The organism is Colwellia sp. MB3u-45 (assembly GCF_014077005.1).
Classification (GTDB): domain Bacteria; phylum Pseudomonadota; class Gammaproteobacteria; order Enterobacterales; family Alteromonadaceae; genus Cognaticolwellia.
The window spans coordinates 21,309-38,136 of the sequence record NZ_JACGVC010000037.1; the positions used below are offsets into that span (position 1 = coordinate 21,309).

Here is a 16,828-nt window from a genome sequence, read left to right on the forward strand (position 1 = left end):
TAACACAAGGCATATTCATGGAAAATCAATTCAATGTATTAGGCACGCGTTTAGAGTTATGTTGTAGTAATACGGGCTTCACCCGAAAAGGGTTCTGTTATGTACCCGAAAATGATTTTGGTAACCATAGTGTCTGTGCGGTTATGACTGACGAATTCCTACAATTTTCTAAGGCACAAGGTAATGATTTAATCACACCTAATCATATGTATAACTTTGCCGGCTTAAAAGCGGGTGACAAATGGTGTTTGTGCGCTGTTCGCTGGTATCAAGCGATTGCAGACAAGGTTGCACCACCGATTATACTTGCGTCAACTAATCAAAAAGCGCTAAAAGTCGTCTCATTAGAGGTTTTAAAAGCTCATGAGTATGTTGAGTAATCCTCTATACTCTTGCTAATATAAGTGTTTAGTACTTATGCTCAATATTCTCCTCTTTTGCTGTTTGACACTGTTATTGAGTGAATGATCCCGCGCTTAGCATTTTAGCTATTTTCAGATCTAAACAAGGAAGTTTTTTACCTATTTAAACCACTATTTCAAACCCTTTTTCTTGACTGGTAAATCCCCAATAAAAAATTACAATGCTTTTTTCTGATCTTTCGATAACCTATATCAAACAGTTTACGCTATGTTAAGCCTGTAATCTTTGCTAGCTTATTCACTAATTTTTCATTGGTTTGTCGATAATATCAAGCAACTTGATGAAAAAAAACATGGCGGTAGTCGACTTAATGTCGGTTGAAAATTAACCAGCCAATTTAGCGCATCAGTAGCGAACTTAGCAAAATAAAAATGTGCTACAAATATCATCAGCGACTAATATCATAGGCGATAAATTAATCGCATTCATCTGATGGCTATTCATTAGTCAAGGTCCGATTTATAAAGCTTATAGACAGTATTATTGATTGTATCTAGTATGCATAAGGCTTTAGGTTAATGGGGTATTAGCTTAATCTAGCAGTAGCGAGCATAGCCTTGTTTTTATAAAAAACGTTATCTTAAAATAAAGCCTATTTAATAGGAGAGGTAAAGCCTACTGGTTTTAACGTTAATACAGAACATGACACTTCACTTAATATTGACTCAGCCGTGTTGCCAATAAAAAGTCCAGCAATACCGGTACGACATAACGTGCCCATGACGAGCAGATCAATGTTTTGCTCGGCGATGTATTTAGGGATTTCTTCTTGAGCAGTCCCCTCAATCAATTCTGTTATGGGCAAGTCGCCATCAACAAAGTGATTGTTGATAAAGTCATCAAAACGTTTTTGTCTATCCAATTGCTGCTTCATGATTAATTCAAGGCGATCAACTTCAGAGTTATGGCCCCAGCTTTTTAAATAATCTTCATCAGGCAATTGCCAAGCATGTATAACATGTAATTCTGCTTTTTCTGACACCGCTAAATGGGCAGCCCATGTTAAAATGGTATCATTAAGCGCGAGTCCTTCTTCGCTTGGCGCATAAACATCTATAGCGGCCACTATGCGCTTAATGGGCTCATCTGTTTTTGTACCAACCGCTAGTAGCGGACAAGGGCATTTTCTCATGAGGTGAATGGTGGTACTACCAAAAAACCTTCTACGACTTTGCTCACCCGTTCTTGCGGCTAATATCACCAGATCATAGTTTTCTTGCTGTACTTTTTTAATCACGGCAATAAAAGGTACGCCGATTGCATTTTGTGCGTCGACAGCAATAGCGGGGTGATAAAACTTTTCAATATTCTTTTTTAAAACTCGCTGCTGATCTTTTTGTAAATTGTCCATTAGCTCTTTTGAGGGCAATAGGGTAACCAATGCGAGCTGATCTTTAGGAAGTTCTTCTACCACACTAAAGAAGGTGATGTGTGAGTGATGACTTTTTGCTAATTTAATTGCTTGTGAAACAACTGCAGCTTGAATTGAGTTTGCCGGGGTTACGAGTAATAACTTATTTAAAGAAACCATTGTTTTCTCCTATCATGATCAAATTCAGTAACACTGTGATTAAGTTGTCGTTATATCTTTGGTGCTTATGCTCTTTTTCAACTTGCTGAAATCTCCAGATTGAACTGGAGTCGGTATATATGCTCACGCTTAATATATGGGTGAGACCCAATTCTCAGGTTTTAAGGTGATGACTGAAGAATTAATCGCTTGAAGTACCGATTCAGAGGTATTGCCAATTAAAAATCCAGGAATACCAGAGCGGCCAATAGTGCCCATAACGACAACATCGATACCCTTGTCATTAACAAAAGCAGGAATAATAGTTTTTGGATCACCTTTGGCTAATATTTGCTCAAACTTGCACTGGGTATACTCGTTTACCAAGATATTAAGGCTCTCTTGGTATTCGCGTTCTTCATGCTTTAATAAGCTTTCAATTTTAGCGGGTGACACTCTGGTGAATGCGCCATGTTTGAGAGCTTCCTCACCATATAACGACCAGCATGACAAGATTGTTAATTTGGCATCTTTATACTGACTTAATGATGAGGCGATATCGATTATCATGCGATTTTGCGCGCGACCTTCTGCATGCTGTTCCATTGAAAGGTCGACGGCAGCTAATACCTTTTTAACTGTATCCTGCTGCTGTTCTTTAATTAACCAAACCGGTTTGGGGCATTTACGCATGATATGAAAGTCATTGCTGTCAAAGCTATTTTCACTTTTATTTGCCACTTTGATCAGTAAATCAGCTTTGTTTAAAATAACGGCTTTAACGATTTCGATAAAGTTTTTACCTTTGGCGACACTGACTGAAATGTCTACACCAGTGCTTTGTAATTGCTGTGCTAAATCAGTTAATTGGTCGAGTCGCTGGGCGATAATAAATTCGGTTAGCTCTGCAGGGCCGACAATATCGGCATAACTACTGAGGATAGTTTCATGCGGTTCAACTACGTCAAATAAAGTTATTTTTGCTCCGGTATTACTGGCCAGTTCAATGCCTCGCAATACGGCGATATCCAGTTCAGGCTTAGTTTGCTCATTAACTTTTATGATTATATGTTTAAAACGTTTCATAGGGTTATCTCCTGCTGTTGATTAGACAAATTGGCTTAAGTTAAAAAGGTATAGAGTAGAGCGGCTAGCATAACAATCATGACAGTGCCTGGCGTATCAAGCGTTAATTGTTTGCTTAAACGCCTTGATACGCTTAGTGACCATAGGTGTAGATGACCCAGCGTCATGTCGATATATTGAGCAATGCTGGCGTTTAAATTAGCAATTTTTTGCCAAGTTTTAGCGCTTAAACGTGCTAATGCTTGATAGACAATTAACAGATCGCCGGCCGGAGGTACGGGTAATTTAGCGCGTAGCTTTTTGGTGGCAAAAATGATCAACAAACCGGTAAATGCTGGCCAAACAGCAGACCAACTTAGCGTTGAAACGATTGTCTGAAACTGCTTGAATTCAAACGGCGGCGTGTAAAAATAGCTTAAACACATCAAGGCTGAAAGTGCTGTTGGTAAGATAAGCCGCCAATTGGGTTTAGCGCTCGATGCCTTTAATATCGCCTGCTCTTTCATCAGTTCGATAAACCTGCCCATCAGCAATGTGGTACCTATAGCTGACATAACCAGTAACGTGGAGAACAATGGCCAGCTTGAAGTGGCATCTTTAAGTGCTGCTTTGGCTAAGGCACCACTGCTTAGTGGCAAGCCGATTAATGATAGCGCTGGCACTAATACCAGTAGCCACAAAAACGGAGTGAGCTTATGGCCGGGTTTTAATGCTGAACTGAGCCCAACACAAAAAAACAAGCTTGCCTTCGCAAAACCATGATGCATAGCAAAAAGTACTATGGCGGGCAACAATAATGCCCAGCTGTCAGGGGTCGCTAAAGCAAAACCAATACTGGCGACTATAATGCCGAGCTGACTAACCGTTGAGTAAGCTAATACGGTTTTAGCATTGTCTTGCAATGCGCCATAAATAGCAGCCAAGAAAGTGGCGGTAAAACCAAGCACCATCATAGGTTGGGCCAAGACATTGATGCTTGCATCTCCTAAGGGCAGAAAACGTATCCAACCTAACAAACCTACTTTCACCATAACCGCACTGAGCAGGGCACTAGCGGGTATGGGTGCCACGGGGTGCGCTTTAGGCAACCAGACATGCAAAGTGGCCAAACCGGCTTTAACGCCAAAACCGATAATCAATAATGTTGAAACCCAAACAACAGGTAACTCGTTTGTGCCAAATTCAGCGTAATAAGTTCTCCCCACTAAGCCAAGAAATAACACTATTTCTGAAAATATCACCCACCGGATATAAGTTGTTGCCGCTGACTTTGCTTCGTCACTTTCTGAATGTAGGATCAGCGGGTAAGCAGAGAAACTCATCAGTGCAAAAAAAGCAATAAAGGATGAAATTTCTTGCGATAACACCACGCCAAGGTTGCCTATCATGGTTAGGATAAAGAACAGGTAAAAACGGTTTCGTTTGTCATCGTTAGCCATATAAGTTTGAGCATAAAGTGCGGCAATAAACCAAATGGCTGAGGTTAATAGTAAAAAAGACTGCTCTACTTTGTCTTCATTAACCACAAGTAGCGCCGCTAATAATGCCGGTAATGGGGCAAGCGGGATCAAACGAATGACTTTAGCGCGTAAAGTTTTAAACGCCATCGCGAACAATAATAAAGTGGGTAAAATCAATACCCAAAGGTGACCTGTACTGTATTTAAGTGCTATACCTGAAATATTCGGAAAAATCGCTTGGTACTCCCGCGAGGCAATTAACGCCGACCAAGTGAGTGGGCTATAAGCACTTGAGGCAAATAAGCCAACAGCTAAGACGAAAAAAGCGGTAATTAAAGGTGGTAGTAGTAGCATCCAATGTGTTTCTAAACGCAACTTAGGTACTTCTTTGGGCCATGGCTGATCTTGCTCTTTGAACCAAATGGCATGAATGATAGGTAAAAAATAGCTGGCATTTAGTAGGCTACTAATCGCCAGTACGCCGAGCACCCAATAGGCCTGTGCCTCTAATGCACCCACACCTAAATACCATTTAGACACAAAGCCGGCGATAGGTGGCACACCAATCATGCCAAATGCAGCGATGGTGAACGCTGCCATCGTAAGGGGCATACGTTTACCTGCACCATTCATTTGGCTGATTTTATGAACACCCAGGGTTTCTGCAAGATTACCTGCACAGAAAAATAGCGTGATTTTCATTAAACCCTGATGCACTAAGTGCACTAGGCCACCAATAGTGGCTATTGGTCCTGCAATCGCAGTACCGAGCGCGATATAAGAGACCTGACTTACGGTTGAATAGGCTAAGCGTCTTTTGAGATCGTCCTGACTCAAAGCCTTAACTGAGCCGTAGATGATGGTGAAGCCAGCAATAACGGCCAGTAAAACGGTTAGTCCTAAATCACTGGCAAATTCGACACCATAAATATCATAAACAACACGCACGATACCAAACGCGCCGGCTTTGACAACGGCAACGGCATGCAACAAGGCACTTACTGGTGCCGGTGCGGCCATTGAAATAGGTAACCAAGCATGCAAAGGGAACAAAGCTGCTTTGACACCTAGCCCAGCAATGAGTAAGACAAAAATGATCTGTAAATGGCTGTTGTTTAATCCGGGCAACTCAGCCAACAAACCTGCTGAGGTAAAGTCGAGTGGTCCAGCTAGCACTTTTAGCCAGACCACACCGGTTAACAGCAATGCGCCACCTATCATGGTATAGACAAGATAGGTGCGCGCCGCTTTAATCGACGCCGCATTGCCTTTGTGGGCAATTAGTGGGTAGGTAACGAGTGTCAGTAATTCATAAAAAATTAAAAAGGTGACTAAATTTCCAGCAAGCGCTAAGCCTATTGTGGCACCAACACATAAGCTAAAAAAGGCAAAAAATCGGCTTCGATTAGCGCTATTTTTAAAATAGCCAATGGCATAAATAGTGGTAAACAACCATAACAGGCCTGACAAGCTGACAAATAATAATGACAGGGCATCACCGTGAAGAACAAAGTCAATATTAGGTAACAGTGGTAGGCGCGTTTCAAAGTCTAAGCCATTGACAACACCTGACAACAACATGGCGATTAGGCTAAGTGTCATCAGTGCGCCGCCAATATTTAGACTTCGACGCTGCAAGGATCTATGCTCAGGTGTCGCCATAACGGCCAAACCAACTAAAAGAGGACAAAGGACAATGAACGCAGGTAATAGTGTGCTCATGTTCATATACCATTTACCTCAGTTACTGTATTACTGATATTAAGAATAAACTCTGCATTTAAACCTAAGGCTAAGGTGATCAGCGCAAGTATTAGGGCGACTGTTGTCATAACGCTTGATACGGGCACTGACGATACTGGCGCTGTCGATTTTGCTGTGGGCGACTCAACAACAGCAGGGTCTGTAGAAAAGGCCAAACTTAATACTTTGAATAAATACATAGCTCCTAAGAGTCCGCCTGTAATTACGACGATCACCCACCACCACTGACCACTTTCGAAAGCCGTGGTGAGTAGTAACCATTTGGCGATAAAGCCAGCACTCGGCGGTAAACCAATAAGGCTGATGCCCGCGATAGCAAAGACTAAAACATTAAGTGGCTCGCGCACCGCGATACCCTTGAGTTTAGCAATCTCGCCATTACCTTGCGCTAAGATCAAATTGCCAGCCGCTAGAAACATTGCCGCTTTTGCGCACGCATGTGCAACGATGAAATAGACTGCTGCCTGTGATGCAGAGCCAGTAAACGAGCTAACCCCCATTGAGTATTCACTTAACGGAAACAATAAAAATATGTAGCCAAGTTGGGCAACCGTAGAATAAGCAATAAGCAGCTTTAATTGTGTGGCACGAAATGCGCACCATGAGCCATAAATAATGCCTGTACCACCCAAAGCACCTAACACTTGAGAGGCACCGAAGGTGGTGGCTTCGCCTAACACGTCAAACCAAAACTTTATTAAGATATACAACGAAGCCTTAACTACTAGCGCAGAAAGTATCGCGCTAACCGGTGTTGGGGCATTTGCATGTGCGGGTGGTAACCAAAAATGCAGTGGAAACAAAGCTATCTTGAGCAGAAGTCCAATGGTGATTAGGATCATCGCGACCTTATCAGGAAAACTATGGCTGGCTGTTTCAGCTATTTGCATTAAATCTAGCGTGCCATGACTACGATAGAGAATGGCAATGGCGAACAAGTAAAAAAGTGAACCTAATAGACCGACTAACAAATACCTTAATGCGGCTTGTAAGGCGGCGCGATTGCCTTGCAGGGCAACCAAGGCAGCGGCAGAGAGTCCGATAATCTCTAGACAGACATAAATGTTAAAAGCATCTGCTGACATAAACAAGGCATTAAGCCCTGAGATTAAGAACCACCACAAGGGCCAAAAACGTAAGCTTTTTTCGCTAGCGTTATATTTATCTGAAAAATATGAGGCGCTATACAGAGTTATTAATAGTGTAAGTAAGCCCGTTAGTGCGAGCATCAAGATTGAAAAACCATCAACAATGAGATCTATGCCAAGAGGGGCTCCCCAACCACCAATGACATAACGCTCACTTTGATCAGTTTGTTCATCTAAAAACAGCAGAGTTGTTAACACAACGAGTAAAAATTGCGTTAGTGAAAAAGATATATTTATCAGGCCTTGTAGCCGATTTCGGCCGATAATAAAGGCTATTATTGCTGCCAATAACGGCAAAAACACTATGGCTGGCAAGAGCAGCGATGAGCTTAGGTAATTCATCACTTGCTTTGCTCTTGGCTAGACTGATCCATGTGATGAATTCGCACCATTAGATTAAGGGCGAGTGCGGTGCCTGCTACGGCGATAACAATACCGGTCAATACCAGAGCATGAGGCAATGGGTCGACCACCAATGGATTGCGTTTAGCTAAGGCAATCAAGAACATAAAGATACCCACGCCCATGACATTGAGCGCCAGTATTTTTCGCATCACATGGCTAGCCACCACCACACCAAAAAAGCCAATAGCAAAAAGTGCTAAGCCAGCCATAGAATAAAGCAATGCAGAGGTCATTTTATAGTCCGGTGTTTATGGTCGGTAACTGATATATTTTCACTAGCAATAAAGCTGCTATAAAGTGAGGCTAATGCAAGGGTTATTGAGACAGTAGCGCAAGTTTCTATTAACAGTATCAGCAGGCCAGAAAATGCTAGGGGATAAGTGAGTAAGCTGCCTTCAAACCAAATAAGGGCTGTGCCGATAGTGATAAATACCACTAAACTAAGCACTAACAAAACACGCGCCATAAAAGAGGTGTAGTTAACCTGATAAGTATCACTTTGAAACATCAGCACGCTAGCACCTGCCAACAAAGCGCCAGCTTGGAATGCACCACCAGGCTGATGTGCACCCGCCCAAAGCAAATAGCCGGCAAAAATAACCACTGCGGGTGTAATCCAACGCTGCAGTGCCAATAGCACCAAATTTTGTTTACTTACTTCGATGCGTTTAAAGAATGGAGCATGGTGATCACGCGTGGGTAAAATAGCCAGTACAACCACCAGTAGCACGGCGATTTCAAGCAAGGTGTCGTAGGCGCGAAAATTGAGTAACACAGCGGTAATTGGGTTAGTAACACCACTAAGCTCGATATTCTGAGTAATTAAAGGGGCTAGGCCAGTGTTATGTCCCTTATCGCTAAGTACTATTTTTATCGTTACGGCTAATAAAAGCCCAACAACCAATACTGAGGCAATTAAGCTTAATGCACTTTTATCGACTGCGGGGCCGTCATATTCAATATCTAATTTATTAAACATGCTCTCTAGTATCCTTTTGACTTGTCTTAGCGTTAGTCAAATTTGGCTCAATTGCTTTTGTGCGGTGAGGCCTAATGCGATTCCATGCAGCTAGCAATAAAGCGCCGGTGATGCCTGCACCAATAGCGGCTTCGGCAATAGCGACGTCAAAGGCCCCAAGCTGTCCCCAAGCAATAGCAGCTAAAAGGCCCAAACAAACAAAAAATACGATACATCGAAAAAGCGAGAGAGAAAAAATACTCATCCAGCCAAGAGTAAGCATACTGAAGATTAACAGAGCATCAAAAATCATCACTAGGTTCATAATTCACTCTCAACTGAAGGGGGTGCTGGTGTTTTTAAGGATTGCTCGTTAATCACTTGAGAAGCGATTAAATAGCTGCAAGCGGCACTAGAGAATATAACCAAGCCCCAAACAAGCACTAACTTTAAGCCATCAGTAAGTGAAGACAGCTGTGGTAATAACCCCATTACCATTAATCCAAGACCTAAATTGTCAGCCTTGGTTAATGCATGTAGGCGACTGAGTACATCGGGGAATCGTATTAAACCAACCGTGCCAGCAAAGAAAAAAAACAACCCTGCTAAGCAAAATATCACACTAAAAATATCAGTTAAATTCATTGAGATTTACCTCTAAGTTGGGTGAAAGTTACAATCGTTATCGACGTTAACAACGCAAGTACCAAGGCGACATCAAGCAGATAAGGCTGATCTTGAATAACCGACAGAAGTGCCAATATAGCAACACCGATAGTGCCCACTAATTGTGTTGTTAAAATACAATCTGCGTAACTTGGTGCGTGCAAGACAAACAGCAAACTTAACAGCAGTAAAATAGCTAACACTATGCTGGTAATTACTAATAGGGTTATCATCACTTTTCATCATCAATAAGCGGTTGACCGCTAGTGTCTAAAAGCTGTTTAATACGTATTTGGCAATCTTCTATTTCGGCTTGATTAAAGGTGTTCATATCCAGCACATGAATGGTGAGCTCTTGAGTATTTTGTCTAGCGCTTACGGTACCGGGCAATAAACTTAGTACCTGCATAAAGGTAAATACTTGTGAGTCGTTGGTTAAATCTGTGTGATATTTTATAAAGCCAGGCGAAAGCTTTAGCTTAGGGCTAAGTGCCAATTTAGCGATAGACCATCCGCCTCGCAGAGACTGAACATAGAAGTAATATAAAAATGATAGAATACTGAATGGTTTTTTTAGCCACTGATGTCGTTGTTTTTGTTGTGGCGCTAAATAGAGGCTAAGCACACTAGCCATGGCAATAAAAACAAAACCTAGGCCCAGAGAATTTTGCTGCCAACGGGTAAGTAAGCCCCAAAATAGGCTAAATAAAGCGAACCGAATCAAGAATCTCCAGCTCAATACTAAGCGAAAGCTGAACGCAGATGGTGAACTCGACAATTCATTATTTTGCTTGATAATTTTCATTTTCTCCCCTAAATATCTAAGTCAATATTCACTTTATAAAAAGTTACCTTCAAGTTTATAATAGGTTGATATAAAGTTAATGTAGCGTTTATTTCAGATACATTGATAAAAATGCAGTTTCGGTTACAGCAGAGAAAATAAAAAGTCGAATTAAACGACATATTAAGTCGGATTTATCGATAACAATATTCCAACTTAAATTAATGCAGCAGGGAGTCTTTAAATAACAGCGATTAAATTAAAGCTCTGTTGTCGCTAATTATTGTCGCCTCAGATGAAATTAACTGGCTTAGATATTCATATTTGGCTCATCAGATTTTAAAAGACAGTGGTTAGTAAAATAGCTATCAGCTTTCAGTTAAAAGTAACAACTGTGAGTTTGTTTTTTCTGTTAGGTTTTTGTGCATCAAGTTATGTGTTCGCTTGAAGGACTGAAGTCCGATTTACCATTTACAAAGGACTTTTTGCCCCCATTACATTAATCATCCGCTGAACGCTTGACCAATGTAGGTTGGACTTTAGTCCATCAGGTTAAATGAAATTTAACTGGTTTTGGTCTAAATGGTGAGCGAAAAAATAATAGCGCGCTGCAGATTTTTTTGACCCCTAGTGTTAATCATTAAGCTACACGATTGTCGGACTGAAGTCCGACCTACAAAGGGTCCAAAAAAGGATTTTTTGCCCCCATTACATTAATCATCCGCTGAACGCTTGACCAATGTAGGTTGGACTTTAGTCCATCAGGTTAAATGAAATTTAACTGGTTTTGGTATAAATGGTGAGCGAAAAAAATAATAGCACGCTGCAGATTTTTTTGACCCCTAGTGTTAATCATCAGGCTAATCCCTTGACGGACTGAAGTCCGACCTACAAAGGGCCAAAAAATGCCTATAAAAAAAGCGTTTTTATTGAGATAAAATAAGTAGGGGGGATGGTGATTACAATTATAATTCAATTAAGCACATGATTGGATGTGCATAATATTTGAACAATGTCACTTAATTAGTCTATATTTGCTCCAACTTGAAGTGGCACCGCTATTAGCAAAGCTTAATCACGGAAGATGCAGGTTCTTGCCGTTTTACAAATAGCTAAAACGGCAGGATGGCTGACTTTACGCTCGGCCGAAATCGCATAAAATCTATGTTTTACATCATCAGTTTGGCCAATAACTTGCACACCAAAGTTCTGACAGACCTCATCGGCTATTGCTGTTGGCATAAAGAAAACACCAAGACCTCGTTGGCCGAATGACTTTAATAAAGCACTGTCATCAAACTGGCCAACAACATTAGGAAATATTTTTTGCTTATGTATCCACTGATCAAATAACTGCCTGATGCCAAATTGTGTTGTGGGTAATAACATTGGCGCGTGGTGCAGAGATTTTGGAAAGTTTGGTGCTAAGTTTTCTTTCAATTCAGGAACGCCAAAAAACGTCAAGCCAGATTCGCCAAGGTAATGATTAAAAACACTAGTTCCCAAGGTATTGTTAGTCGGAGCATCACTGATAACCATGTCTAATTTGTGCATAGATAGGTCAGCCAATAGACCTAAAACAGGACCTTCTGTGCTGATTAAGTTAAGACCGCCAGGTATCAGCAATGCCGGTTCAATAATTTTACAGACAATAGTTTTAGGAAGCGAACTGGCGACACCGACCATAAACTCAGTCTGGTTACATGAAGCAGAACTTCGCATTACACCACCGAGCTCATGGCCTAATTTGAAAATTTCATCAGCGTATTTCAGCGCGGTTCTACCCGGCTCTGTTAACACCAAGTTTCTCCCCTGTTTTTCAAACAAGGCGCAGCCCATGCGAGCCTCTAATAGCGAGAGTTGGCCACTAATGGTATGAGGTGTTATATGTAAGCGTTTACTTGCCTTAGCTATACTGCCTTCATGTGCTACAGCCCAGAAGTAACGCAAATGTTTATAGTTAATAAGCTCAGACAAAAGTAAAACACCTCAAGGCTTTTAATAGTGAAAATTGCAATGTAACAGCGCCATGACAAGGATATTGTCAATTTAACAATAATTTATACTAAGGCTTTTATATTGCAACGTTTGAATTTTTATCACCGCCATATTTTCTTAACAAAATATGGCGGTTACTAAGACCTTAAATGATATAAAACGAACTATTAGAAAATATATATTAAATAGTTTGCGTTAATTTCTCCTTTAAAAGTCCTAGTATGACGCTAAATTTTTCTCAACATAAAGCATTATTTATGGCTTATGTTGACGATTCGATTCAGTACACCTAAGGTTTTTTCTCCGCCATTATAGTGCTCAAAAAGACGGTGAAAATGCTAGCTAAAATCATTTCATTGTAGCAATAATCACGAATCTACGGGTGCTAGGTCTTTTAAATAACGTTGACCATTTTCAACATAGTGCATAGCCGATTTAGTGAACATTTCTTGGGTTGACTCATCAAGCACTTTAATGACTTTAGCCGGCGAGCCTAAAACAAGATGTCCGTCCGGCACTTGCATGTTCTCAGTAACTAAACTGTTAGCACCAATTAAGCAATTTTTGCCAATGTTAGCACCATTGAGTACCACCGCATTCATGCCCACTAGGGTATTATCTCCTATGGTACAACCATGCAACATGACTTTGTGGCCTACAGTAACATTGCGCCCTACAGTCATTGGGAATTGAGCGTCAACATGTAAAATTGAACCGTCTTGAATATTGGTATTCTCACCAATGCTAATGCTGGCTACATCAGCACGAATAACCACGTTAAACCAAATGCTAGTATTTTCGCCTAGGGTAACGTCACCTATTAGTGTGGCATTGGGGGCTATAAAATTACTCTTATTTAACTTGGGTACTAAGTCAGCCAATCGATAAATCATCTGTTTTTCCTTTTTTCGAATTTATGCCTTTATATTAATCTATTCCCATTAGAGAGCAAATTAGACTTTTAAGTGATAGTTATAATGCTTAAGTTATACTAAAAATAACCCATCTTGATGTATGAAGATTAAGCAATTAATGGTAAAACATTACAAGTAGTTAGTAATAATAATAATTTTAACGTCCAGTCGGATGAGATACTTAGCAAATAAGCTCAACACATAAGAACATGTGCTGAGCTTATTATTAGGTGTTCTATGTCTAAATAAAGGTGATATATGATTATTGGTATACCGAAAGAAACATTGTCAGGTGAAAACCGAGTCGCTAGTGCGCCAACCGCGGTAGTGTCATTACTCAAGCTTGGTTTTGAGGTAAAAATACAAAAAGGTTGTGGCACTAAAGCAAGCTTTACAGATCAAGAATTTATTGATGCCGGTGCCAGTGTTGCGGTTAAAAAGGATGTTTGGCAGTCTGATATTATCTTTAAAGTAAACCCTCCTACGCTTGACGAAATTGCTGCCATGAAGGAGGGGGCTTATCTCGTTGGTTTTATTGCTCCTGCACAAAATGAGGATGTTTTAGCGGCGTTAAAAGATAAAAAAATTACCACCTTAGCCATGGAGATGGTACCAAGAATGACCCGCAGTCAATCAATGGATGCGTTAAGTTCGATGGCCAATATTGCTGGTTATCGTGCCGTTATTGAAGCGACACATCAGTTTGGCCGTTTTTTAACCGGACAAATAACTGCTGCTGGTAAAATGCCACCTGCTAAAGTCATGATTATTGGTGCCGGTGTCGCCGGTTTAGCAGCCATAGGGACAGCAAGTAGCTTAGGGGCGATTGTGCGAGCATTCGACACCCGACCCGAAGTTAAAGAACAAATAGAAAGCATGGGTGCTGAATTTCTTGAGCTTGATTACGAAGAGCCGGAAGACACAGGCTCTGGTGATGGTTACGCAAAAGAGATGAGCAAAGCTTTTATTGATGCTGAAATGGCCTTGTTTGCTGAGCAAGCAAAAGATGTTGATATCATTATTACCACCGCTATGATCCCAGGCAAACCGGCGCCTAAGCTTATTACAACCGCAATGGTTGAATCGATGAAAACGGGCAGTATTATTGTTGATTTAGCGGCAGCGGGTGGCGGTAATTGTGAACTAACCCAAGCAGGTAAAGTCGTTAATGAAAAAGGTGTGAAAATAATTGGTTACACCGATCTTGTTTCTCGCTTACCGAATCAAGCATCACAGTTATATGCGAATAATTTAGTCAGCTTAGCGAAACTCTTGTGCAAAGAAAAAGATGGTACGCTTAATATTAATTTTGACGATGTCGTCATTCGCAATATGACTGTTGTTAAAGCAAATGAAATTACTTTTCCACCACCGGCTATTCAGGTCAGTGCTGCGCCTGTTAAGCCTAAAGCTGAAGCAGTTAAAGCGCCTGAGATTAAAGTTAAAGAACCGGTAAGCCCAGTTAAAAAATATAGCCTGATGGCTGCTGGTGCTCTACTTTTTGCTTGGGTTGCGAGTGTTGCCCCTGCGGATTTCCTTTCTCATTTTACCGTATTTGTTTTAGCCTGTGTTATTGGTTACAACGTGGTGTGGAATGTTAGCCATTCGCTGCATACACCCCTGATGAGTGTAACCAATGCCATCTCTGGTATTATCATTGTTGGCGCAATTCTACAGGTGGGCAATAGTAATCCACTAATACAAGTGCTCGCCGGTGTCGCAATACTTATTGCCACTATCAACATTGTTGGTGGCTTTGTTGTCACTAAACGTATGTTAAAAATGTTTAGAAAATAAGGGACACTTTAATGGAATTTTCTCAAGGTTTAATCAGTGCAGCTTACATTATTGCTGCGTTATTGTTCATTTTTAGCTTGGCAGGACTCAGTAAACAACAAACGGCTGAAACAGGTAATTGGTATGGTATTGTCGGTATGGCCATCGCGCTTATTGCCACCATTGCCGATCCTCGTGTCGACAATGTTTGGATTATTTTAGTGACTATGGTGATCGGCGCTATCATTGGCCTGCGGCTAGCGAAAAAAGTTGAAATGACCCAAATGCCAGAATTAGTGGCAATACTGCACAGTTTTGTTGGTTTAGCTGCGGTATTAGTTGGCTTTAATAGCTATTTTGAAATGGACCATTCGGTAATGGCTACCTTTAGTGACAGTCAGCAAATGGCGGTTAATATTCATTTAGTTGAAGTGTTTCTTGGGGTATTTATTGGCTCGGTCACCTTTACCGGTTCAATTGTCGCGTTTGCCAAGTTGCGAGGTATTATTAACTCGGCCGCACTCATGTTACCTCAGCGACATAAGTTAAATTTAGTAGCGGGCATCGTAGCGATTATTTTGCTAGTGACTTTTGTTCAACAAGGTGGTGGTGATAACACATTATATCTGATGACCTTTATTGCCTTAGTTTTTGGTTGGCATTTAGTCGCCTCAATTGGCGGTGCAGATATGCCAGTGGTGGTGTCCATGCTCAATTCATACTCAGGTTGGGCAGCCGCAGCGGCAGGTTTCATGCTTAATAATGATTTGTTAATTGTTACCGGCGCATTAGTGGGTTCATCAGGGGCTATTCTTTCTTACATTATGTGTAAAGCCATGAACCGCTCTTTTATCAGTGTTATCGCTGGGGGTTTTGGTACCAATGTCGTTATAGACACAGAGACCGATTACGGTGATCACATTGAAATTAACGCAGAATCGGTAGCCGATATGTTGAACGGCGCAAAGTCGGTTATTATTACGCCTGGTTACGGTATGGCAGTAGCGCAAGCACAGTATCCGGTTTATGAAATGACTCAAGCTTTAAAAGCCAAAGGTATTGATGTGCGCTTTGCTATTCACCCGGTGGCAGGACGCTTACCTGGGCATATGAATGTGTTATTAGCCGAAGCTAAAGTGCCTTACGATATTGTGCTTAGCATGGATGAAATTAATGATGATTTTGCTAAAACTGATGTGGTTTTAGTCATAGGCGCAAACGATACGGTAAACCCTGCAGCGTCTGAAGATCCAACTAGTCCGATTGCGGGAATGCCGGTACTTGAAGTTTGGCACGCGAAAAATGTTATTGTCTTTAAGCGTTCAATGAACACAGGTTATGCTGGCGTACAAAATCCATTGTTTTTTAAAGACAACACTCAAATGTTGTTTGGCGATGCAAAAGACTCGGTTGAACAAATATTTAAGGCTTTGTAATTTGCTAGATTAAAGCGTCAATAAACAAGTGATGTTAAAAATGCCGATAAGCGATTGTCGGCATTTTTTATGGATACCACCCAGTCCAACAATATAAAACATGCTAAAAATTGACCTTAGCTACAAGGTTACTCACCATAAACTTCTTTTTACGATACGAGTTGCCATTGCCATTGCCATTGCCATTGATTTTAGTCGTTTTCTTAGTGATAAAGTTATATATCTCGCAGACAATTTTGTTAAGCTACTGAAGATAAAAGCCATTACTCAGTTCATTGTGAGTCAATCAATCGCTTCAGTTGTCTTATCGATTGATTTTTAGCCTGAGTTGATGCTTTTGTACTAAGTTTTTAGCGATAGCTATTATTTACCTTACTAGCGTTATCTAATAACAAAACTTTATCTACATAATAAAAAGTTTTCTTCCAACAACAAACAATTAATAGCAAATTTAATATAGCTAAACATAAGTAGAGTGAATAGTTTTTGCCTATCTAATC

15 protein-coding genes are annotated in these 16,828 nt (G+C 40.9%); 3 read left to right on the top strand and 12 right to left on the bottom strand.

Features of this window, described 5'->3' with window-relative positions:
• Positions 1-17 precede the first annotated feature (17 nt).
• Positions 18-380, top strand: coding sequence for a DUF2237 family protein (locus tag H4J41_RS02370; RefSeq protein WP_182136373.1), 363 nt, complete (start codon positions 18-20; stop codon positions 378-380).
• Between the two features lie 635 nt (positions 381-1,015).
• Here the strand turns inward: H4J41_RS02370 and H4J41_RS02375 are convergent.
• The 12 genes from H4J41_RS02375 to H4J41_RS02430 all read right to left on the bottom strand — a co-directional run bounded on the left by H4J41_RS02375 (position 1,016) and on the right by H4J41_RS02430 (position 13,095).
• Positions 1,016-1,954, bottom strand: a complete 939-nt coding sequence (locus H4J41_RS02375; protein ID WP_182136374.1) for a universal stress protein — start codon at positions 1,952-1,954, stop codon at positions 1,016-1,018.
• 129 nt (positions 1,955-2,083) lie between these two features.
• Entirely contained in the window at positions 2,084-3,019 is a 936-nt protein-coding gene (locus H4J41_RS02380) for a universal stress protein (RefSeq protein WP_182136375.1), read from the bottom strand.
• A gap of 35 nt (positions 3,020-3,054) precedes the next feature.
• Positions 3,055-6,201, bottom strand: coding sequence for a complex I subunit 5 family protein (locus H4J41_RS02385; protein ID WP_259364437.1), 3,147 nt, complete (start codon positions 6,199-6,201; stop codon positions 3,055-3,057).
• 2 nt (positions 6,202-6,203) lie between these two features.
• On the bottom strand, positions 6,204-7,733 hold the full coding sequence (locus tag H4J41_RS02390; RefSeq protein WP_182136417.1) for a complex I subunit 5 family protein: 1,530 nt from the start codon (positions 7,731-7,733) through the stop codon (positions 6,204-6,206).
• Positions 7,733-8,029: a cation:proton antiporter subunit C gene (locus H4J41_RS02395; RefSeq protein WP_182136377.1), complete on the bottom strand. Its 297-nt coding sequence runs from the start codon at positions 8,027-8,029 to the stop codon at positions 7,733-7,735. The genes H4J41_RS02390 and H4J41_RS02395 overlap by 1 nt, the downstream gene beginning before the upstream one ends.
• A complete protein-coding gene (gene mbhE / locus H4J41_RS02400) occupies positions 8,026-8,775 on the bottom strand; it encodes an MnhB domain-containing protein (protein ID WP_182136378.1) in 750 nt (249 codons plus the stop codon). Before mbhE ends, H4J41_RS02395 begins: the two co-directional genes overlap by 4 nt.
• Entirely contained in the window at positions 8,768-9,079 is a 312-nt protein-coding gene (locus H4J41_RS02405; protein WP_182136379.1) for a hydrogenase subunit MbhD domain-containing protein, read from the bottom strand. Before H4J41_RS02405 ends, mbhE begins: the two co-directional genes overlap by 8 nt.
• Positions 9,076-9,399 (bottom strand): monovalent cation/H(+) antiporter subunit G, encoded by a 324-nt coding sequence (locus H4J41_RS02410; RefSeq protein WP_182136380.1) that lies wholly within the window; start codon positions 9,397-9,399, stop codon positions 9,076-9,078. The genes H4J41_RS02405 and H4J41_RS02410 overlap by 4 nt, the downstream gene beginning before the upstream one ends.
• Complete coding sequence (locus tag H4J41_RS02415) at positions 9,396-9,653, bottom strand: monovalent cation/H+ antiporter complex subunit F (protein ID WP_182136381.1); 258 nt, start codon at positions 9,651-9,653, stop codon at positions 9,396-9,398. The genes H4J41_RS02410 and H4J41_RS02415 overlap by 4 nt, the downstream gene beginning before the upstream one ends.
• Positions 9,653-10,225 carry a Na+/H+ antiporter subunit E gene (locus H4J41_RS02420; protein WP_182136382.1) on the bottom strand — a complete coding sequence of 191 codons (573 nt, stop codon included), beginning with the start codon at positions 10,223-10,225 and terminating at the stop codon, positions 9,653-9,655. The genes H4J41_RS02415 and H4J41_RS02420 overlap by 1 nt, the downstream gene beginning before the upstream one ends.
• Before the next feature lie 1,050 nt (positions 10,226-11,275).
• The gene (gene nhaR / locus H4J41_RS02425; protein WP_182136383.1) at positions 11,276-12,181 is read right to left on the bottom strand and encodes a transcriptional activator NhaR; all 906 of its coding nucleotides are present in this window, start codon (positions 12,179-12,181) and stop codon (positions 11,276-11,278) included.
• Between the two features lie 389 nt (positions 12,182-12,570).
• Positions 12,571-13,095 carry a gamma carbonic anhydrase family protein gene (locus H4J41_RS02430; RefSeq protein WP_182136384.1) on the bottom strand — a complete coding sequence of 175 codons (525 nt, stop codon included), beginning with the start codon at positions 13,093-13,095 and terminating at the stop codon, positions 12,571-12,573.
• Positions 13,096-13,374: 279 nt separating this feature from the next.
• Here H4J41_RS02430 and H4J41_RS02435 point away from each other — a divergent pair, with 279 nt between their 5' ends.
• Together H4J41_RS02435 and pntB are read left to right on the top strand one after the other, a co-directional pair.
• Entirely contained in the window at positions 13,375-14,913 is a 1,539-nt protein-coding gene (locus H4J41_RS02435) for a Re/Si-specific NAD(P)(+) transhydrogenase subunit alpha (protein WP_182136385.1), read from the top strand.
• Between the two features lie 11 nt (positions 14,914-14,924).
• Positions 14,925-16,328, top strand: coding sequence for a Re/Si-specific NAD(P)(+) transhydrogenase subunit beta (gene pntB, locus H4J41_RS02440; RefSeq protein WP_182136386.1), 1,404 nt, complete (start codon positions 14,925-14,927; stop codon positions 16,326-16,328).
• Positions 16,329-16,828: the final 500 nt, after the last annotated feature.